The sequence below is a fragment of the Pedobacter terrae genome, from assembly GCF_900100705.1.
GTDB lineage: Bacteria > Bacteroidota > Bacteroidia > Sphingobacteriales > Sphingobacteriaceae > Pedobacter > Pedobacter terrae.
Window position 1 is genome coordinate 165,345 of the sequence record NZ_FNCH01000009.1, and the last position, 21,202, is coordinate 186,546.

Below are 21,202 nucleotides of genomic sequence, written 5' to 3' on the forward strand. Positions count from 1 at the left end.
AACGCTCTCATGGCAACAGCAGTTCCAAAGTCAATCAAGGCCAGTTTATACATTGATGGTAAACCGGCCGAAAACTCAATAAAAAATCTTACTCAGGTAACCAAACAGCTCGAAAGGGAGCTAAATGGTCTGACTGTTGGTACCGCCGAATGGCAGCGCAAAATGGAGCAGCTACATGCCAGCCGTCAGCATTTACGAAATATACGGAATGAAGTAAACGAAGTTGGCGGAGCCTTTGCACAAATCCGCCAGGAACTTGGTAAGGTTGGCTCTTTGGCAGCCGGATATTTGGGTTTCCAGTTTATCACTGCTCAGTTTCAGAATATCATTTCAAGTAATGCAAAACTAAGCGATAGCCTGGCTGATTTAAGGCGTGTTACCGGCTTAACTGAGGCGGGTGTTTTAAATCTCGATGCAAGCTTGGGTAAGCTCGATACCAGGACAAGCAAATCAGGTTTAAGGGAGATTGCAATTATTGCCGGTAAGCTTGGTGTTGCCAAATCCCAAATACTGGATTTTGTGCAGGCAACAGATAAACTCGTTGTTGCCTTGGGTGATGAACTTGGTAACGCCGATCAGATCACCACCACCCTCGGAAAAATCCTGAATGTATTTGATGGTGAAGTAACCGGTGATAACATTACCAGGTTGGGAAATGCCATGGTTAAATTGGCAAATGATGGTGTGGCCAGCGCTGGTTTCATATCTGATTTCACCCAACGCGTCTCTGGCATTGCAAAGACTGCAGGCTTAAGTTTACCCGCCACATTGGCCTTCGGCGCCGGCATTGAGGAACTTGGTGGCCGCTCTGAAAGCGCTGCGACTGCTATGCAGAAGCTATTATTAAGCATCTCAAGCGACACTCCAAAAGCTGCAAAAATAGCCGGTGTTTCATTAAAAGACTTTACTGCATTACTCGGTAAGGCTCCTGAAGAAGCATTATTGAAATATACACGTGGGTTAGTGGCCAATAAAAATGCTTTCTCTGATGTGACCAAATCGCTTGATGATGCTGGCGAGGAAGGTGCTCGTACTATTGAGACAATTACTAAGCTCGGCCAGAACTTCGATTTCTTCAGTGGTAAGATAAAGGATGCCACAACAGCCATTGGGGAATACGACGATATTAATGAGGCTTTCACGCTTAAAAATCAAACTTTAGGTGCACAGGTTGATAAGCTGGGCAAAGATTTCAACAGCCTGGCTTCCAATCAGACCTTAGTAAGTTTTCTTTCTGAAGTGGTCCTAATGGCCGCAAGTGCTGTTAAGTGGCTTAAAGCTAATAGTGAGGCTATAGGAACAGTTATAAAGTCAGCGCTTGTAATAACAGCTGCCTGGTTAGGTTATAGAGCAGCAACCCTGGTTGCTACTATTCAGACTACATTACTTTCTGCAGCTATGGCTGTTGGGCGAACAGTTGCACTCCTTTATGCCCTTGCGATGGCCAAGCTGACCGGCGATACCGGCAGAGCTGCTGCAGCTCAACGACTGTTGGGGTTGTCAATGGCAGCCAATCCTGTTGGTGCGATACTAGCTATAATTTCAGCATTAACAGCTGCTTACGTGCTTTTTGCCCGCGAAACATCAGCAGCTGCTATAATCCAGACAAACCTTAATAATGTAAAAGAAGCTGCAGCAAAGAAAATGGTTGATGAGAAATCTACCATTGAAACCTTGGTTAAGGCGATCAAAACAGAAAATCTTACAAGAAGTGAAAAATTAGCAGCCGTAAATAAGCTGCGCGATATTATGCCTGCTTATTTAAAGCAATATTCCGACGAAGAGATATTGGCGGGTAAAGCCGTTGGGGCAATTAACAAGTATATCAATGCCCTGGAGAAGAAAAGCCTAGCAGAGGCGGCACAGGAGAGAATCAAAGAGTTGCAGAAGGAAAATATAGCTTTGGCGGCTGCTGACGGATCAGAGGGTTCCGGCTTTTTCGGTGCTATAAATGAGGGGTTTCAGGCTGTGTATGGAGCTGTTGGCTACAAAGGCGGCGTAACCAGGCTTAGGAACGGAATCAAGGAAAATAACAATAAACAGATCCAAACCAATAAAGCTAGCATTGCGGAGATTCAAAATCTGTATGGTGCGGATATTTTTAAGAATGCCATTGAAGAAACATCGCCTACTACAACTGGCGGCGTAGTGCCTGGAAAGCCGGATAAAAAAACAGAAAATGCAGCAAAGGCAGCAACGAAGAAAGCTTTATCTGAATTTGAAAGCCTTGATGATGATTACAAAAAACTTCGGCTGCAGAGATTAAATGATCAGCTGAGCGCTAATGAAAAAGAGGTCAAGCAAGAAGCGGATAAGTACGATGCCCTGATCAAAAAAGAGCAAGATTTCTTAAAGCAGCTGGAGGCTAACAGAAAACTTAAACTGACGGCCGAACAGAAGAAAGAAAATAAGGAGCAGGAGCAAAAAACCAATACAAACATTCTCCAGATACAGGTTGATCGGGAGAAAGCTGTTTCAGATTTAAGGGTCCGCCAGGAAACTGAAATGAACCGCCAAATTTCAGAGCTTCGCACAAGGCTTGCTGATGTACACGAGACCGAAATCAAAAAACAACAGGATCAGATTAACAAGTTCTATGATGATCAGGAAGTCAAAAGTGCCGGTAATCAGAATGCGCTTAATAAACTAAAAATTGAGCGGTCAAAGGAACTATCTGCAGCTGAACTTCGTGAGAAAGAACGTCTCGAAAAGGAAAAGGTAGCCATTGAGTCGGAATATGACTCTCTCTCCGGTTCCAAGCCTGCAGCGCGATTAGCAAAAATCAATAAACAGTACGATGATGAGATTACGGCCCTCAAAACCAAATTCAGCCAAGAACTTCAAGCCACCAAGGAATTTCAGGATGCTCTTAAGCTGATTGAAAAAAACAGACGAAAAGAGATTGAAGTAGAAACAAAAGCTACAGAAGAAGATAAAAAGAACTTCATTCTTGATTCAACTCAGAAAGCTGCAGATGGGGTTTTCGATATTATGGGCAATAACCGTGCTGCTGAAACCGATCGGAAAATTAAAGCCCTTGATAGAGAAAGAGATGCTGAATTAAGCAAAGCAAATTTAACTGAAGATCAAAAGACTAAAATAAATGAACGCTACGACGCAAAGGTTAAGGAGGCTAAAGAGAAAGCATGGAAAGCAGACCAGGCTGCAGCTTTGGCTCAGGTTGTTGTTAACGGGGCCATCGCGGTTTCAAAAGTTATGGCTCAAACCGGTATCTTATCACCATTCGCTATTCCGGCCATTATTGCGGGTGCGGCCCTACAATCTGCTATAATTTTGGCACAGCCCATGCCAGAGTTTGCACAGGGCGGTTTTAGTGATAGTGATCCTGCCGGGTATGTTGGCCAGCCGACAGTTTTCAAAAAGTCTGCATCAGGTAGAAGTTTCATGGCTGGAGAAGCAGGAAAGGAATGGATTGCTCCTAATTGGATGGTTAAAAGCCCTCGATACGCTAATGTTATAGGAATGTTGGAAGCCGCAAGGCAGGATAAAAGGGCCTATGCAGCCGGCGGTTTTAATGGTAATGCCACAAGCACAACCTCAAATCCAGTTTACAGCGAGCCAAGTACAACCAGACTTGACCGATTGGAAATTTTGTTTGGTGAATTTGTAAGTGAACAGCGTAGGTTCAATAGCTTACCGATTGTTAATGAGTGGAAGGCAATGGAAGATTATAACCGGAAGCTGCAAAATGATAGATCGGCACAAACTGGATAAACATAAACCCTTGCTTAGCGCAAGGGTTTTATTATTTTAGGCCCTTTAAAATTATTATAATATGAAAAAGTTAATGCTCTTAACACTGCTTGCAGCTGGACTAACAAGCTGCAGCGTTAGATTACCGGTGGTGCGCACTTCGTCGGCCATAGACTATTCAGAATATGCTAAACAAGGCATATTTTTGACTGAATCAAATTCAGTAAATTTCAGCTACGAGCCAATAGCATCAGTTTCTGCCATCCATCTATCAGGATATGAGTTGTCAGATAAGGGTGAGAAAAAGTTTAAAGATGATGTTCTCGGAAGTTTAAGTGGGACTAATGTTGTAACAACTGGTGTTTTCAGTTCTGCTACAAGATCATCAGTTTTGGCTGAGCTCTGTAAAAAGGCTCATTTAGCTGGAGGTAATGGAATAATTAATCTGAAGATTAATTTTGTTCCGGCAACGCCAAGCACATACTCTGGCTATGAAGCCACCGGTATGGCCATAAAAAAATAACCGTTACAATTGAGGCCGGTTATCCGGCCTCTCTTTTAAAATTAGAATGAACTATAAAGCCTGAAAAATTATCCTGAAGTTTCATCATCTCATTTTGCCTAATCTTTTCCGCAATGTGAATATATATCATTGTCGATTTTAAGGTTTTATGTCCCAGTAAATTCGCAATTACTGCAACTGGAGTATTTTGAATAGCCATTAATGTCCCGAAAGTGTGGCGGGCAACGTGTGAAGTAAGGTTTTTTGATATCCCTGCTAAACTTGCAATCACCTTTAAATGCTTATTAAACTTTACATCACTACGCTCCATTAGTTTGTCCCCATCTTTTAGAGTTAATAGAAATTGCTTTGCCACTCCAATTACTGGAATTTTAACAATCTGGGGCTTCTTCTGCGTAATACGCTGTTTGACTGGAGTAAAAACAATCTCATTACCCACAATCCAGCTAAGATCAAAACGCCGAAGATCGGAGACCCTTAAACCAGTAAAGCATGCAAACAAGAATGCTTTAATATAAGTTTTATTTATCGTCGAGGTTGATGGGCTTTGGTAAACGCCTAAAATGCTTTCAAGTTCCTCCCTTTCTAACCAAACTGGATCAGATTCCGGCTTTTCAAGTTTAAATTCATCAAATGTGGGATGTATCGCAATCCCTTTATCCTTCGCTTCACCAATATATGTTCTGATATTTTTAATATGGGACCAGGCGCCGGAATAGCTCATAGTTTCCATTAAAAATGCCAAATACTTCTCCAGCCACCGTTTGCCAATCATACTAACTGGCACACTTACTCCTCTATTGGCCTCTAATATATTGGCGGTGGAAATATGATTATCTCTAGTGTGAGATTTTATTTGTTTTTCTTTCACTCTTTCTCGAGACCTAATCCGCATGAAGTCTGTAAATGAACCGCCTATCTTAGCATACCATACGGATTTTACAATATCATCTGGAGTGAAATATTGATCTGATAGTATGAACTTTTTTACAGCAGACCAATATTTAGCTTTCTCACTTTCAATATATGCGTTCACAGTAACGAAGTCGATATCGTCTTTTGACCTACGCAATATTTTCTTCTTAGAATAATCGAAAAATTCAAATGGCCAGTAAAATCTAAGTTTCATATCACGGGGCAAATGCCCTTCAACACTGATCCTTAAATACAGCCTAACTTGTCCATCCTTATGGATTCGACGTTTATTTATCCATAGCTCAACACTGCAGCTAAGATTAATCTTATTGTCCATTGGAATCCCCCCAATTTTTTTGTACAAGAATTGTACATCTGAAATAAACCTGTTCTGGGGTTTTTATATTTGATAAAAGCAGCTTCAGATTGCTCTGAAGCTGCTTTATTGCGGTGCCTCGCATACATGCGTATGCTTGTGTACCCCGGAAGGGATTCGAACCCCTGACCCACGGTTTAGAAAACCGTTGCTCTATCCAACTGAGCTACCGAGGCCCGTTTTTTAATGAGCTGCAAATATAGAAGTTCTCTTTAATATGTAAAAATATATTTTAAACTATTTATAATGTACTTTTTCTATTTTAAATAAGTATTTAAAAACGAAGCAATTAAAATTAGATCTTCTGGATATTAATTTGTTTTCATGCCTCTAAAAACCTGATTATTCGACTTTATTGTGTATTTCAGTGAAAGTGACCCCCTCTATGTTGCGCCAAACTGGCCACCAATGTGGTTTCGGGATGATGCGAATCTAGTTCCTTGCCTCTGAACAAATATACACTTCGAATCCAATCCCTATCTATCCGTAGCGTTCCGCAGGGCTCTACAGAATATGTAATGGAAAAGAGTCTCAGGCCCGCTACTAATTTATCCGTTTGTAAACTCCATGTTATTAATCCGTAGTGACGCTGTGCTTAGCACTATGGGCGGGGGAGTCAAAAAAAAAATATGCCTCCGAAAGAGGATATTGGATCTGAATTTATTATTTTCACAGCAGTAATATTGGTCAACACTAATTTAAGTGAATATTACCTTGCTGCAAAACGCTATTTATCAAGGTTTTGCAGCTTTTTTTTAACCTGTGGATTTAGGGCCTATCGGATCACAACGCAACTATTAGATTCTTTCAATGGTATAACGAATAACGTGCTGTTGTACCTTTGGTGATGAATACATAGCATTCAAACGCGATTTTTTTCTTCTGATCTGGCCACTCAACTATTTTCTGCATCGGCTTGTTTAGTTAATATGGACATCGCCTTTGAAAACTATTATTCGGGTACCAGCGGCCTGCTGTTACCAGTTCCCAATAAATTGCATTATCCTGAAGAATTTCAGGAGAAAAGCAGATTGTGCTATTATGCCTCGCTGATGGATTCTATCGAGATCAATTCTTCTTTTTATAAAATACCGCAGGCTTCTACCATGAAAAAGTGGGCGGCAGATGTGCCAGACCAGTTTCGTTTCACCTTTAAGCTTTTTAAAGAGATCACCCATAATAAAGACCTGGCCTTTGATCCGGAAATGGTGTCCAGGTTCTTTTCGGTCATTTCGCACGTTGGCGATAAAAAGGGTTGTCTTTTGGTACAGTTCCCCCCGAGCGTCAGGATTTCTCACTTTGCGCAGCTGCGCTTTTTAATGTCGGTGCTGAGGGCTAATGATCCTTTTTTTGAATGGAAGATCGCTTTGGAATTTCGGCATGCTTCGCTATATATAGATGAGGTGTATGAGCTCTTGGAAGCGTTTGAGCTTGGTATGGTGGTTCACGATAAATCGCCTGCCAGTTCTCCTGTGCGGGAAAGCCATCCTGATTTTATCTACCTCAGGTTCCATGGCCCGGGTGGAAACTACAGGGGAAGCTACGCCGACGACGTATTGTATGAGTATGCAAGCTATGTAACCGATTGGCTGGCAGAGGGCAAGAAGGTTTTCGTGTACTTTAATAATACGATGGGAGAGGCACATGCCAACCTGAATATGCTGCGCCAGATCGTAAGGGATACCTATTAGTATTTGCTGCGTATTGGCCTAAACTTTTAGGGTCTGCACCATGTTTTATTTTTGCAGATTGATCAGCTGGCCCGTTAAGGGAGATCAGCAAATATTTGCGCGTTTAATCTTAGAAAAATGTTATGGCTGAACTACCCGACTTACAAGTATTTGCGCAGATCCTCTCGCACCGGTTCAGGGGAAAGACCCTGGAGGAGTTGGAAGTAAAAGTGGCGAAAAAGCTGAACGTGACTGCCGCACAGCTCAAGGCAAAACTCGAAGGAGAAAAACTCTCGAAGGTTTTGCGCTATGGCAAAACCTTGCACTTTCACTTCGGTAAGGAAGTTTTACAGGTCCACCTCATGCTTCGGGGAAAACTGGAGGTGTTGAAGAAAGATTCAGCACTTCCGAAATATACCATCCTTGCTTTTTATTTTGCCGGAGGCGAGGGCTTTGCAGTTGTAGATATGTTGCGGGCAGCAACCCCTACCTTAAATCCCGAGGCTGTTAAGGCACCAGATGCGCTTGAAATGGACGAGCAATATTTTGCTGAAGCGCTTTCTAAGAGCAGGAAAATGGTTAAGGAAGTGCTGATGGACCAGAAAAAGATGCGGGGAATTGGTAATTCATATGCTGATGAGATCCTGTGGGATGCCAGGGTATCTCCGTTTTCGGTCAGCTCGGCCATACCCGAAAAAATAGTGAAGAAATTGTTCAAGAGTTTGGGAGCTGTTTTGAAAGAAGCCATTGCAGCCATCGCAAAAGAGAACGGAGATGAGCTTCGGGGCGAGCTGCGTGATTTCATGAAAGTGCATGGCGCACAACTGGAGAAGTCCCCGTCCGGAGCGGCGGTAAAGTCAGAAAAGATAGGCGGAAGGACCAGTTATTATACCGACGAGCAGAAATTATATTCCTGAAAACAACTGAAATAATTTTGTAAAAAGAAAAAAGACAATAGGGGAGCATTTGGCATCCCTGTAGGCGGGTTTGGTATCGGTGCGAAATGCTGAACAAGCGCTAGAAGGGGGTAAAGTCCTTGGTATCCGAGATTTTGGCGCAGATCTGCAGGTAAACTCCTGGCGCTTTTATTGGTTCGTACCTGGTAAGTCTAATGGCTATCCGAGCCGTTTTTTCCAGTCTGCCTTCAGCAATTGGTAGATCGGGTGGGCCGCTGCCAGCTTATAGGCGGAGTAGAATATTTCGGCAGACTGTGCCTTTTCTGCCGATCCGGTACCGCGTTCCAATGGCTTATAATCTTTGTTCCTGTCGTATTTCTTTCCCCCTTTGTAATTGGCGTACCGCCTGGCGCGGGTGTAACCCATTTGCAGGTATTTTCGGGCCATGTCTGCCCCCACAAAATCGTTGTCGAGGATGTAATTATGGAACATCTCCAATATCTTTTCACTGCTTTCTTTGGCAATTGCTGGCGTTTTGAACCGCCAGAACCGGCCAATTTCAGACTTATAAGGCTCGCAGATCAAAACGCCTTGTTCGCCCTTGCCAACCCTGTATTTTTCGGGATTGTTTTTATAATCAATGTCCTGTTTCCAATGGTATTTTTCGGTATCAAAATTTAGGTAGGATGGTTTTCTTTCTGCCGGCATAAATAAGCAACATACCTTCTTATGGTTATGTTTTTACATTTAAGCGGTTAAAGTCAGCATTCACTCATCCCTGGTTATCATGGATAAGGGCCTATAGAAGTTAAACTGATTTTATTACTTTTTTACTGCTTTGGTTGGGTAGCTGCTTTTTGCCTACGCTTTTTAGGTGCAACAGCCACCCTTTTTGGCGATTTATTTGTGGATTTTTTTGACGGGGCTTTCTTCTTTCGTGCATTTTTGATGCGGTATTCAAGCAGGTATAACCTGGTCTGCCATTTTTCGATGATGGTATCGTCTTTTTTTGGAAGACCTGTTGGTTCTAAAAGACCAAGTACACGGGCCAGTTCACGGCTGCTGTCTGCCTTGTCCTGATTTTCTGTCAGCCAATCTTGTTGTTTGGTTTCGTACGATTTCCTGTATTCGGCTATGGCCTGTTTAATGAGCTTAACCTCCTGTTCTTTTGATTTCGCTTTGCGCAAAAGCACCATCTGCCTGTTCCACGCGTGGGAATTGGCAGGGTCTGTAACGGCTGATTTCTGGTAAAGTTTCAATGCGGCAGCAGCATCGCCTGCCCGTTCCAGTTGGAGCGCAGCGGTAAACTGTTCTTTTGACCGTATCTGTTTTCTTCTCGACATGACTGATTTTGGAACAATCGGCCGGGGTCTATTGTTTGCTAAACGTAGTAGCGGTTATGACTACGCCATGACCTTTGTTTGATAGGCGTAAAGCTAACTTTGGATTTAGCAATTAATGAAATGAAGAAAATCGGATTCTTATCGTTCGGGCATTGGGCAGAACATCCCTCATATCAGGCGCGTACCGCTGGCGATACTTTGCTGCAATCTATCGACCTTGCGGTTGCCGCCGAAGAGATCGGCCTTGATGGCGCGTATTTCAGGGTGCACCATTTCGCAAAGCAACTGGCATCGCCTTTCCCTTTACTATCGGCCATTGGCGCCAAAACTTCGAAGATCGAAATTGGAACTGGCGTTATCGATATGCGCTATGAAAACCCTTTATATATGGTAGAGGATGCCGGTGCGGCCGACTTGATCTCTGGCGGCAGGTTACAACTGGGCATCAGCAGGGGGTCGCCCGAGCAGGTGATCGAAGGCTGGCGGTATTTCGGCTTTGCGCCAAAGAAAGGGGAGAGCGATGCTGATATGGGCCGGCAAAAGGCCCTGGAATTTCTGGAAAGATTGAATGGCGAAGGTTTTGCAAGGCCTAATCCAAATCCGATGTTCCCCAATCCTCCTGGATTGTTAAGGCTGGAACCCTATTCGGAGGGACTGCGCGAGCGCATCTGGTGGGGAGCAGCCTCCAATGCGACCGCTATTTGGGCGGCAGAGCAGGGAATGTACCTGCAGAGTTCTACTTTAAAGTTTGATGAAAGTGGCAAGCCCTTTAGTATCCAGCAGGCCGAGCAGATCAGGCTGTACAAGGAAGCCTGGCGAAAAGCAGGGCATAAGCGCGAGCCAAGGGTTTCGGTCAGCCGCTCCATATTTGCGCTGATGAACGATCAGGATAGATATTATTTTGGGCAGCAGGGTAAGGGGGCAGATAGTTTTGGCTATATCGAGCCCACCCAACGGGCGGTTTTCGGTAGGGGATATGCCGCTGAACCCGATCAACTCATTAAAGAATTGGCCGCCGATGAAGCCATACAAGAAGCGGATACGGTACTTTTAACCATTCCGAATACTTTGGGCGTAGATTATAATATCCATGTGTTATCTTCAATTCTGGAGCACGTTGCACCGGGCCTTGGTTGGAGATAAATAAATTTGATTTTTTTTCAAATCACGTAAAACATATTGCCATCAATGGTGTTTATATATCGAGAGCGTTAATTTAGATAAGCGGGAAGAGCCTTTGGTTTTTTCCGCTTTTTTGTTGTCTGTATGATTACAGATCAGGATCAGGGGAGCCAATTTTTACTGATCATGATCGCTTCATCGCCGTGGCGATTATTTTAAATTTAAAATGCATGCCCTGCAGGATTTATAAGCTGTCGGAAGATAAACCAGCCTCCGAATCTCGTTTCCATGCTGATATGTAGCTTAATAGCGGGCAGAGGCTCTTTCCAAATGCGGTGAGGGTATACTCAACCTTTGGTGGAAGCGTTTTGTATTCCACCCTGCTAATTAATCCATCAGCTTCCAGCTCCCTTAGCTGTTCAGTTAATACCTTTCTTGATATTGAAGGTACACGAACGATGATTTCGCCAAAACGCCTGGTACCCTTAGAAAGTACGTGCAAAATAATCACTTTCCACCGTCCGCCAATCAACGCGATGGTTTCCATAGCAGGACACTCAGCCATATTTAAATTACTTCCCATTAGTTACTTAAAGGTTACTACTTTTTGCGCTGCTTCGATTAAAACTGGCGTTTTTCAACATCAATATCACTTTCTTTGCCCAACAAATTAACTGATTTTTAATCTTAAAAACAATAAATATGATTTTAGTAACGGGTGCAACAGGTAATTTAGGCAGGGCCACCATCAACGCGCTTTTGAAAGTGGGTATAGCTGCAAAGGAAATTGCTGCCTTGGTAAGAGATGAAGAAAAGGGTGCGGCATTTAAATCAAATGGAATCCAGGTAAAAGTTGGTGATTATGATGATTTTGCGTCTTTAACAGCTGCATTTGAGGATGTAGATAAGCTGTTACTGATCTCCTCCTCATCGGATATTATCCATCGATTTAATCAGCACAAAAATGTGATCGATGCAGCAAAGAAGAGTGGTGTAAGCCATATCATTTACACAGGGTTTGATATGAAAAACTTAACGCAAAGCACTATGGCTGATGATGTAATATATCATGCCTATACCGCTGATTATTTAAAACATGCTGAAGTGCCTTATACCTTAATGAATAATACCTTATATGCTGATTTGATTCCGATAATTGCCGGAGAAAATATCCTGGACAATGGAATCTCTATCCCGGCAGGTGATGGCCATGTTCCTTTTTTACCAATAGCAGAAATGGCCAATGCCTTAGCCAGTGTAGCAACTACGCCAGGCCATCAAAACCAGGCATATACCATTGCTGCAGAAACCGCCATATCGTTCGCAGAAATTGCCGAAATCATCTCTGCGCTTAGCGGCAAAAAGATAGCTTACCATCAGGCTGTATCAGCGGTGTACATCGAACAACTGGTAAAACAGGGTATAAGTGCGGGTGATGCAGCTTATTTGGCCAGATTCGCTGGTGCGATAGCGGAAGGAGAATTTGAAACCCATAAAAGTGATATTGAAAAGATACTGGGCAGACCAGCACTTACTTTACGAGATTATTTGACAACAAGATATTTGGCGTAATCAGTCCGTTTAATATTACAATGAAAAGCTACCTCATCTTTACGCTTTTCCTTAACTTTTTTCTTTGGCAAAATCCTGATTGGCCCTGCCAGTCAGGTGCCGTTGTTTTTTATTAAAAAGGAAATGCACGTTGAAAACCACTACCGATAGGAAGATGACACTGTAGGCCGCCATTTGTAACGGACTAATCGGCTCCCGGTATACTAAAGCTGCTATCACAAAAGCAATAGTGGGGTTAATGTTCAGCAACATACCCACTGTTGAGGAGTTTAAACCCTTTAACGCATACAAATTCAGAAACAATGGCATGATGGTAAAGCCAACCGCTATAACTTCTATCAGTAACCAAAACTGCGTAGCGGTGGGTACAGCGCCGCTGTAAGCAGGGTAAAAGGGGAGCAACATCAGTGCGGAAAGCGTAATGTGAAACGTGAGGATGATAAACTTGTCAAACCCTGCATTTTTGCGCTGGCTTACCAGGTAAGCGGCATAAGTAAATCCAATAACAATGCCGTAAACCATATCCATAATAACGGAATATGATAGTAATAAACACCCCAATATACTTAATACCACAGCCGCCCATTGTATTTTATTGAGTTTTTCGTGCAAAAGCCAGTACGCAAGCAGCGTGGTAATAATGGGGCATACCAGATAGGCAAGTGAAGTAGCCTTAACGCTGATATGATTAAGCACGTAAATAAACGAGAACCAGTTGATATTTAGAAAAATACTGCCACCTACATTCAACAAAAGCATATTTCGCTTCTGCTTAGCGGGTAAGGCTTTAATATTGGAAAAGGTTTTAATCAATTCGGCACGTTTAAACAAAACGGTAATAAAAAGCATCAGTATCGCGCAACTAAAAATGCGATAAAATAAAATATCCACCGAAGCATATCCGCTCAAAGGTTTTAAAACTAAGCTAAAAAAGCCCCAGGTTGCGTAAGCGAATATAGCGGCCAGGTAATATTTTGCGTTTTTCAATTTGCCCAAATGTTGTGATGCCGCAAATATCATAAAATCTTTGGGCTTATCATGCAAATAGCTAAAACACTACTGTTGGATGATACACAGATCAGCTGGATGTTACCTTAATGCCCGGTGCTCAGTTTGCTCTTCACTGAGAAGAGAAATTCAGCCCGTAGCAAAAATGGATTATTGACAGCCATTTGAGTGTTGTACACTTTTTGATGATCAGATGATGCTCATTTGGCACACAACCAGGCCTTTTAATGGAGAAACAGCTTCAATTCGCGGTGTTTCTGCTTATACATCAGGCATTTACGGATCATACAGATTTAAAATCAACTCAATACATCAAATCATTACAGGTCGCATACTTTAACGAGGTATGGGATTATAAGCGTAGCAAAAAAATAGCGCCTTTATTTAATTAAACGATTGTCTGAAAGCCAGGGGGGAAACATGAGTCCTGGTTTTGAAAAGTTTGCTGAACGACTGTGAATGCTCAAAACCAAGTTGATAAGCTATCTCAGAAACCGACAGATTGGTGCTTGATAGTTTTTCTTTGGCCTTTTCTATCACCGTGTGCTGTATGTACTGTTGCGTATTCAATCCTGTAAATGAGCGTAACATATCACTCAGGTAACGCTGCGAAAGCTTTAATTCGTTACTGATGTACTTTACAGATGGCAATCCATTCTTCAAACTGTTCCCCTCATCAAAATAGGCAGCCAATAACCGATCCAGCGTAGTGATGATATCAGAATTGACCGCTTTCCTGGTAATAAATTGCCGGTTATAAAAACGATTGCTGTAATTCAGCAACAGCTCCAATTGCGATACCAGAACATCCTGGCTAAAATGGTCAATATGGTGCTTTAACTCATTGGCAATTGAAGTAAACAGACCAGCTATAATTTCCTTTTCACTTGCTGATAAAAACAAGGCCTCAGCAACATCGTAGGCGAAAAAGCCATATTGGCTGATTGTTTTTCCCAAAGGATAATTCCTGATAAAGTCGGGATGAAAATAGAGGGCAATGCCCTCATAACTCGCGCTATCCTCCGGAGGAAAAACCAGCTGTCTGGGTTTTAAAAATGCCAGGCCGCCTTCTTCAAAATCATAATAACCCTGTCCATATTTTATTTGTCCTGTAAATGCAGATTTAAAGGATACTTTGTAAAAGTCGAGACTTATTTTTTGTCCCTTCGGGAACGTTTCTATAGGTACATAATGATAATCCACCAATGCAATCAGCGGGTGGGAGGGTGCCGGTAGTTCCAGTAAACGCATCAGCTGCGATATACTGTTAATGTGGTTAATTTCAGGTGATGACTGCATTACTTTTGCTAATTTAATCAATTTTGTTTTGACGGACGAATTACAATTTCACCAACTTCCACATCTTCCGGTTGGCTAATCGCATATAACACCGCATTTGCAATGGCAATAGGGTCAATGGCCATTTCTTGCATGCCCTGTTGAATGGCTGTTTTCATTTCTTCATTTTTAATTTGGTTTGCAAAATCCGTTTTCACATATCCCGGTGAAATTCCGGTAATGCGTACTTTACCATCAGATTCCTGCCGAAAAGCTTCCGAAATGGTTCGAATGGCATTTTTAGTCCCGGCGTAAACCCCCATTATGGGCGTAATTTTCAGCCCCGCGGTAGAAATGATATTAACAATGTGCCCGGCCTGTTGGCGTTTAAAAACCGGAATTGCCGCGGCCATCCCGTACAAAACCCCTTTAATGTTAATATCAATCATCTGTTCCCAGCCTTCAATATCCAGTTCGTCAATGCGGCTAAGCTGACTAATACCCGCGTTGTTTACCATCACGTCCAGTTTTCCGTATTGTTGCAGGGCGGTAGTAACCAGCCGAGCCAGGTCAGCTTTATTGGTTACATCTATTGTACTAAAACTGGCTTCACCACCATTATTTTTAATCTCTTCTACCAATTGTTGCAGTCGTTCCGTGCGTCTTGCGCCCAAAACAACTTTCGCTCCCTTGTTGGCGAGTGCTATGGCGATCGATCTCCCCATTCCACTGCTTGCCCCCGTAATGGCGACTACTTTTCCTTTAATATTTTCCATTGTTTATGTATTTAGTTTTGGTCTATCTGCCTGGCTAAAAATTCCGGATAACGGTCGCCCACCAATGTAATTTCATCCACTGTTGCATTGATTTTTTTAAGTTCACTGGCGGTGAATAAAACGTTCGCACTGGCTATATTTTCTGCCAAGCGATGCAGGTTTGTTGTTCCTGGAATTGGCACAATCCAGGGCTGCTGCGCCAGTAACCACGCCAATGCCAATTGTCCTGTTGTTACATTTTTCTCTCGCGCAATTTCAGAAAGCGCTTCCACCAGAACCAGGTTTGCCTTGATGTTTTCTTCGGTGAAACGAGGCAGCACATTTCTGCGGTCTGCAGCTGCTAATTTTGTATTGATGGCCCCCGTCAGAAACCCCTTACCCAGCGGACTAAAGGGAACAAAACCAATGCCCAGCTCCCCCAAAGTCGGAATAATCTCCGCTTCCGGCTCACGCCAGAACAACGAATATTCGCTTTGCAGTGCAGATACAGGCTGAACGGAATGTGCCCGCCGAATGGTTTTGGCACTCGCTTCCGATAAACCAAAATATTTCACCTTACCTTCGCTAATCAGATCCTTTACCGTGCCGGCTACATCTTCTATCGGCACAGCAGGGTCAACCCGGTGCTGGTACAGCAGGTCAATATAATCGGTTTTTAATCTCTTCAGCGATGCCTCGGTTACTGCACGTATGGTTTCCGGTCTGCTGTCTAAACCAATTGCCGGGCTGGCATCTTTGCAGCCAAATTTGGTGGCAATCACTACATCTTCCCTGTAAGGCTTCAGTGCTTCGCCTACCAATTCTTCGTTGGTATAAGGTCCGTACGCTTCGGCCGTATCGTAAAAGGTAATACCGCGCTCCACGGCATTGTGCAACAGCGATATGGCCGCATTTTTCTCCATGCCCTTACCATCAAGAAAGTTTAAACCCATACAGCCAAAGCCCAAAGCAGAAACTTCCAATCCCTCATTTCCTAATTTTCTTTTTTGCATCATTCTTCCTTTTAATGGTTTCTGAAAATAATTTTATTTTCATTTTCAAAATTCAGGATTAACGCTTTTTAAAAAGTAGTTCAATTGGTAATTGTTGTAGTCAGATTATTTTAAATTCATACCATCATTGAGGGAGGGGAGCCCGATAGTGGAAACTGAAGCTTTTGGAGGGGCATATTTGCTATTGGCCTAACATGCTTGTCTGATTATTTATTCTTTTGATCTGGAACCTATAGGATGGATCGCCATCACAAAGGTTGCTGCATATTATTCCGGGAAGAATGTAAACCGCATTTGTTTAGCATCTATTCTAAAAAACCATTGGTATATTCCTGATGCTGTGGCGCTCTTGCGTAAATCCCGATAGCCGGTTTGATATATGTAGTTCCGGAAGAGCGGGTAAAGGAAATAAACAGACTTTTCCCAAAGCACTTGTTTCATGGTCAAATCCAGGGGATTATCGAATTAAGACCATACGTTTATGCTGAAAGGGAATATGGAGGGCAACCCTGCGTCAGTACAGCTTAGGGAATACTTATTATAACGATTAAGAATTTATTAACGGTATGTGTTGTTTAATTCGCTGATTTACAGTACCACTATTTGCGTTCTGCTGGTTTGTTAATATTTTCTTCAGGGCGATAGGCAAACAAAACTTCCATCGTGAGGTTTGCTATGGTAAAATGATTACGCTATGAATAAAATGACACAAACAGCTGATATGGACAAGTTCATTGAAAAATTTGAGCCTTCGAAGTTCAAACGCTTAGCGAGGGGAATAGAGGTGCGCGGAATAAAAGATTTAAATAAAAGCATCGTTTACGCCAATGAAGTGATACAAAAGTTAAAGCTAAAGCTTTCGGTAGCGCACAGTGCAGAAATGGCCATGTACGGAAGTTTTGAGGTGGTTTATCAGAATGCTGTATAAAGCTATCCCATTCCCTCCATTTCAGGACTATAATTAACAAATAAACGTCTGTCAGCAAATCGGCAGGCGTTTTTATTTTCCGCCCATCTTAGATTTTGCTGGGTGTAGCTTAGTTCGATTTTTTTTAGTTTGATGTTCATGCGGACGGGAGGGATTTTAATGAAGTTTTTTTTAATCCGTTATTTGCCAGGATGGCAAAAATTGCTCTGTTTATGCAGCAACAGTTAGGTTGTTAGTGCTCCGGTTCCATGCCTGTCCGGTTATCTTTAGCGGGTAAACCCAGTTATTAGTTAAAAAACAATTGAGGTTTGATCAGACTGTGCTCATCAAGATAGTGTAAGCTGCATTTAAGCTTATGCCAGTTTATTGAATAATAATATAGGTAGGGCTGATGTATTGCTTGTAGACTTACAGTTACATACTGATATTTAAGTATTTTTAATTATGTATGATTAATTGTTTTTAGGTATTCCTTAAAATCGTACATTTACTTCATCAGTAACGCTTTCAACTCAGTTCAAGTTCGCATCTCATTCAGATCACAGATAGGTGACCTTTATACCAGTTATCAGCGTAAAAGCTCCAGTTGATATCGTACTGTGTTAATGTTCACCATTTTAATCTATCAATTCATTAAACTTATGCAAAACCCATCTTTTGATGCTTACCAACAGGTTTTTGGCCTGGCCTGCATCGCTAACCGGGCCGGGGGCTACCAGGGCACTGGCAACGACTTACAACTGCAATTGCAGTATGATTTATCTTTTTATTTGAACGGTGTTCCACCTGTTGAAGTAATGGGGCAAACCGCGCCTTCGGTGGCGGATCCGTCGGTGACGGCGACACTGGGCAGCTGGAAATTGGTATGGGGGCCTGCACTTATTGAGGAGACCGACCAACATGGAAAAACTACTGGCGTTGCTGATAATGCCCTGTATGTTGCGCAGTGTGATGCTGTTGCTTACCCAGGCGGCCCAACTTTGCCAACTTATGTGGTAGCAGTTGCGGCAACTAACCCGGCATCGCTTTACGACTGGGAAACCGAGGATTTTTCGGTGGCCCAAGTGGTAAACTGGACAGACTACGATCCGGCAACGTTCTCCCCATCAGCCTATAACGGAACTGATCCCTACATCTCCAATGGAACTGCTACAGGTGTTAAATTAGTGCTCGGGCTGGTTAGTCCGCCAAAGGCTGTATCGCCCAATACCACTCTTGAAACATTTATTGCCAGTTTAAATCCTGGTGAGCAAAGCGCAATCGTATTTTGCGGACATAGCCTGGCGGGGGCACTTTCCCCAACGCTGGCACTTTATTTAAAACAGAACAACAAGCTGGATGCATTTGCTACCTCATTGGTTTATCCTACAGCCGGCCCTACACCTGGCGAAAGCGCATTTGCCGCTTTGTTCAATAGCACGTTTCCGGCGCTTCCGGCAGGATGGGTTGCACAAACCGGTGATTACCAAAACTGGAATACCATGCACTGGAATACGCTTGATGTTGTGCCACACGCCTGGGCCGAATCGGACCTACAGGAAATTGCTCAGATCTACGGCCAATCCACCCGTTTTCTAACGAAGAAGACGCTTGACACGCTTCAGCGACTGGTGCTTAAAAGGGCTGCAACATCGGGCGTAACCTACACCAGGATACAGAACCAGGCGTTGCCAGGCACACTTCAGCATACAGATCTTTCTTCACATACGGTTAACACGCCGCCAAAAACAATGAAAGATTATATTACCCAACTCTTCCTTCAGCATGTGAGTTTGTATTCAGGTATACCTGCGCAGCCGGGCAGCCCGGCTGTACAAGGCCTTATACTGCCACAACCGTTGCCTCAACCCGTGTATCCAAAAGATAAAACGTTGCTTCCGCGGGTTAAAAAGGTTACCAGTTTGGAATTAATCATCAGAATTATGGAGCAGATACTGGCCTGGATTGCATCTTATGCTACCTCGGTAGATGGTACATTGCAAGAAGAACAATAAAAAAATCAGTTTCCATAAAAAGCAAATAGATAAAAAACAGTTAACGCTCCTTACCCATGATAAAAACAGATCATCACCATCCGCATGCGTGCACCTGCGGCTGCAAAAACCCAATAGTCGAAATATTAAAGCATGAGCTTTTCAGTAAAGAACATATCGAGAAGCTGACTGCCCATTTACCAAAAAGCAAGCCACTTGCAGCATCTCCCGAAGCCATTCTCTATTCAGGAGGAACGATCAGGCCCATGGTTAACGGCGATGCCCGCGCTGTGGAGGCAATCGGTATAGCGCAGGGCATTATAGTAGCAAGCGGTGCTTATGCACAGGTAAAGGCGGCTATGGATACCAAATACAAAGATGCTTATCAAAATATTGTGCTGGATAAGACGCATACCCTGATTCCCGGAATGTTTGAACCGCATGTTCATACGGTGTTTTCGGGCATGATGGCCTCTTGGATAGACGTAAGCCCTTTTGAAGGACAGGATTTGCGGAAAGTTTATACAAAACACTGGATATCGGCAACCTTGTCTTCGGCCCTTGCGACATCTTCAGACAGTGTGTTACTGGCTACCGGACTCGACCCGGCACTTATTCAGCCCCAAAGCGGAAAAAATTTTTCGGAGATTGACAACGTGTTCCTGGATAACGTGAGCCTAGATACACCGATAATAATCATGAGCGCATCAGGCCATACGCTATATGCCAATTCTGCGGCCCTCAGCGCCATTTACAATGCCCAGAAAGGGCAGCCTGCCATGCACGACTATACCAGTGCTGAGGATTACATTGACAAGACACATGGATTACTGGAAGAGGAAACCATGATGATGCCAGCTGTAAAGACCTTTGAGGACGCCATTAAGACAAAGTCACATGATATTGTAGAAAATATGGATGAATTCTTCCGGCAGGCCAACTCGAGAGGGGTTACTTCCATGTACGATGCACTGATTAACCATATGTATGTGCCTTATCTTGAAAAATACCTGGAGGCCAAGCGGTTACCTGTACGTTTGGGCGGGGCCTTATACTGCGAAACGCTGAAGGATGCACAGGCTTTACCACCTTACCGGCAGCCCGATTATTATCTGGATCTTTACCTCGGCCATGTCAAAATTGTATCTGATGGGTCTAACCAGGGACTAACCGGCTATCAGTCTGAACCTTATTCGGTCATACTTGAAAAAGATCATTCGTGTGGAATATTTAACTTTAAAAATACCGAAGCCTATCAAAAGGTGGTTGATGAGGTCATACTGGAAAAAGGCTGGCCCATTATGATCCATGCAAATGGAAATCGAGCTATAACCGATACCATTGCCGCCTTCCGTAGCGCATTAGCAAAATATACGGGGCCTCAACTGCGCAACCGGATTGAGCACTGTTCGCTGCTGGAGCAAAGTGGGATAGATGAAATGGAAGCACTGAATATCTCGCCCAGCTTTTTAATTGGCCATGTAGGGTACTGGGGCGATGTATTTGAAAAAGTAATATTTGAAGGACAGGATTTGCCAGAACACCATGCACCTAAGGTATTTTCTCTTGACCGCTGTAGCTCGGCAGCTAAAAAGCTGCGCATTTCCCTTCATAGCGACCATACGGTTACCCCGCTTGGCCCTTTAAGGATGATGGAACAAGCGATTACCCGTGTAATGGAGGCGAGCGACAATACCTGGCCATTAAATGTGCTGAACACCGAAGAACAGCTTACCCATGAGCAGGCACTAAAGGCTGTTACCTATGATGCTGCCTGGCAGTGTTATGCCGATGGCTGGGCCGGAAGTCTGGAGGATGGGAAATTTGCGGATTTCGTAATCCTGGAACAGGATCCGATCCTGATGCCCCGCCAAGATTGCGGCATGAATATGCGGAATATCAGAGTGCTGGAAACCTGGGTGGGAGGGATAAAGGTTTATACCGCTAGCTAAGGATATACGGCACCTGTTTTATAATCCTCTTGCAAATTTATTTTAGTTGGCGGGGTGATATGCAGCGCAAGTTAACGTTGGTTTTAACCGCTGATTTTAGATAACAGTCCGTTTATGCTGACTGTTATTTTTTTTTAGCCAGCATGAAAGCCAGCGCTTTTGGA

The 21,202-nt window shown here is 43.3% G+C and carries 17 protein-coding genes and 1 tRNA gene; 9 read left to right on the forward strand and 9 right to left on the reverse strand.

The window, feature by feature from the left end:
- Positions 1–9: 9 nt before the first annotated feature.
- Together BLR60_RS13300 and BLR60_RS13305 are read left to right on the forward strand one after the other, a co-directional pair.
- A complete protein-coding gene (locus tag BLR60_RS13300) occupies positions 10–3,735 on the forward strand; it encodes a phage tail tape measure protein (protein ID WP_090500602.1) in 3,726 nt (1,241 codons plus the stop codon).
- Positions 3,736–3,796: 61 nt separating this feature from the next.
- The gene (locus BLR60_RS13305) at positions 3,797–4,237 is read left to right on the forward strand and encodes a hypothetical protein (RefSeq protein WP_090500604.1); all 441 of its coding nucleotides are present in this window, start codon (positions 3,797–3,799) and stop codon (positions 4,235–4,237) included.
- Between the two features lie 19 nt (positions 4,238–4,256).
- Here the strand turns inward: BLR60_RS13305 and BLR60_RS13310 are convergent, their stop codons facing one another.
- Both BLR60_RS13310 and BLR60_RS13315 read right to left on the reverse strand, forming a co-directional pair.
- Entirely contained in the window at positions 4,257–5,489 is a 1,233-nt protein-coding gene (locus tag BLR60_RS13310; protein ID WP_143009083.1) for a site-specific integrase, read from the reverse strand.
- 141 nt (positions 5,490–5,630) lie between these two features.
- A tRNA-Arg gene (locus tag BLR60_RS13315) sits at positions 5,631–5,704 on the reverse strand.
- Positions 5,705–6,457: 753 nt separating this feature from the next.
- On the opposite strand from BLR60_RS13315, the gene BLR60_RS13320 reads away from it, so the two are divergent.
- A complete protein-coding gene (locus BLR60_RS13320) occupies positions 6,458–7,219 on the forward strand; it encodes a DUF72 domain-containing protein (RefSeq protein ID WP_090500608.1) in 762 nt (253 codons plus the stop codon).
- 122 nt (positions 7,220–7,341) lie between these two features.
- Complete coding sequence (locus BLR60_RS13325) at positions 7,342–8,115, forward strand: DNA-formamidopyrimidine glycosylase family protein (protein ID WP_090500609.1); 774 nt, start codon at positions 7,342–7,344, stop codon at positions 8,113–8,115.
- Positions 8,116–8,313: 198 nt separating this feature from the next.
- Here BLR60_RS13325 and BLR60_RS13330 read toward each other — a convergent pair whose 3' ends face one another.
- Both BLR60_RS13330 and BLR60_RS13335 read right to left on the reverse strand, forming a co-directional pair.
- Entirely contained in the window at positions 8,314–8,802 is a 489-nt protein-coding gene (locus BLR60_RS13330; protein WP_090500612.1) for a DUF4385 domain-containing protein, read from the reverse strand.
- A 122-nt stretch (positions 8,803–8,924) separates the two neighbouring features.
- Positions 8,925–9,437: a hypothetical protein gene (locus BLR60_RS13335; protein WP_090500614.1), complete on the reverse strand. Its 513-nt coding sequence runs from the start codon at positions 9,435–9,437 to the stop codon at positions 8,925–8,927.
- 120 nt (positions 9,438–9,557) lie between these two features.
- Here BLR60_RS13335 and BLR60_RS13340 point away from each other — a divergent pair, with 120 nt between their 5' ends.
- Complete coding sequence (locus tag BLR60_RS13340) at positions 9,558–10,580, forward strand: LLM class flavin-dependent oxidoreductase (RefSeq protein WP_090500708.1); 1,023 nt, start codon at positions 9,558–9,560, stop codon at positions 10,578–10,580.
- Between the two features lie 223 nt (positions 10,581–10,803).
- Here BLR60_RS13340 and BLR60_RS13345 read toward each other — a convergent pair whose 3' ends face one another.
- Positions 10,804–11,142: a winged helix-turn-helix transcriptional regulator gene (locus BLR60_RS13345; RefSeq protein WP_090500616.1), complete on the reverse strand. Its 339-nt coding sequence runs from the start codon at positions 11,140–11,142 to the stop codon at positions 10,804–10,806.
- A 119-nt stretch (positions 11,143–11,261) separates the two neighbouring features.
- Between BLR60_RS13345 and BLR60_RS13350 the strand changes: the two genes are divergently transcribed.
- Complete coding sequence (locus tag BLR60_RS13350) at positions 11,262–12,131, forward strand: NmrA family NAD(P)-binding protein (protein ID WP_090500617.1); 870 nt, start codon at positions 11,262–11,264, stop codon at positions 12,129–12,131.
- A gap of 51 nt (positions 12,132–12,182) precedes the next feature.
- Here the strand turns inward: BLR60_RS13350 and BLR60_RS13355 are convergent, their stop codons facing one another.
- From BLR60_RS13355 to BLR60_RS13370, 4 genes are all read right to left on the reverse strand, one after another.
- The gene (locus BLR60_RS13355; protein ID WP_090500710.1) at positions 12,183–13,118 is read right to left on the reverse strand and encodes an EamA family transporter; all 936 of its coding nucleotides are present in this window, start codon (positions 13,116–13,118) and stop codon (positions 12,183–12,185) included.
- A 405-nt stretch (positions 13,119–13,523) separates the two neighbouring features.
- A complete protein-coding gene (locus tag BLR60_RS13360) occupies positions 13,524–14,459 on the reverse strand; it encodes a helix-turn-helix domain-containing protein (protein ID WP_317039657.1) in 936 nt (311 codons plus the stop codon).
- On the reverse strand, positions 14,456–15,193 hold the full coding sequence (locus tag BLR60_RS13365) for an SDR family oxidoreductase (RefSeq protein WP_090500619.1): 738 nt from the start codon (positions 15,191–15,193) through the stop codon (positions 14,456–14,458). Before BLR60_RS13365 ends, BLR60_RS13360 begins: the two co-directional genes overlap by 4 nt.
- A gap of 11 nt (positions 15,194–15,204) precedes the next feature.
- The gene (locus BLR60_RS13370) at positions 15,205–16,188 is read right to left on the reverse strand and encodes an aldo/keto reductase (RefSeq protein ID WP_244155656.1); all 984 of its coding nucleotides are present in this window, start codon (positions 16,186–16,188) and stop codon (positions 15,205–15,207) included.
- A gap of 691 nt (positions 16,189–16,879) precedes the next feature.
- Here BLR60_RS13370 and BLR60_RS13375 point away from each other — a divergent pair.
- From BLR60_RS13375 to BLR60_RS13385, 3 genes are all read left to right on the forward strand, one after another.
- Positions 16,880–17,113 (forward strand): hypothetical protein, encoded by a 234-nt coding sequence (locus tag BLR60_RS13375; RefSeq protein ID WP_090500621.1) that lies wholly within the window; start codon positions 16,880–16,882, stop codon positions 17,111–17,113.
- 641 nt (positions 17,114–17,754) lie between these two features.
- The gene (locus BLR60_RS13380) at positions 17,755–19,107 is read left to right on the forward strand and encodes a lipase family protein (RefSeq protein WP_167354735.1); all 1,353 of its coding nucleotides are present in this window, start codon (positions 17,755–17,757) and stop codon (positions 19,105–19,107) included.
- Positions 19,108–19,163: 56 nt separating this feature from the next.
- Positions 19,164–21,038 carry an amidohydrolase gene (locus BLR60_RS13385; RefSeq protein WP_090500625.1) on the forward strand — a complete coding sequence of 625 codons (1,875 nt, stop codon included), beginning with the start codon at positions 19,164–19,166 and terminating at the stop codon, positions 21,036–21,038.
- Positions 21,039–21,202 lie beyond the last annotated feature (164 nt).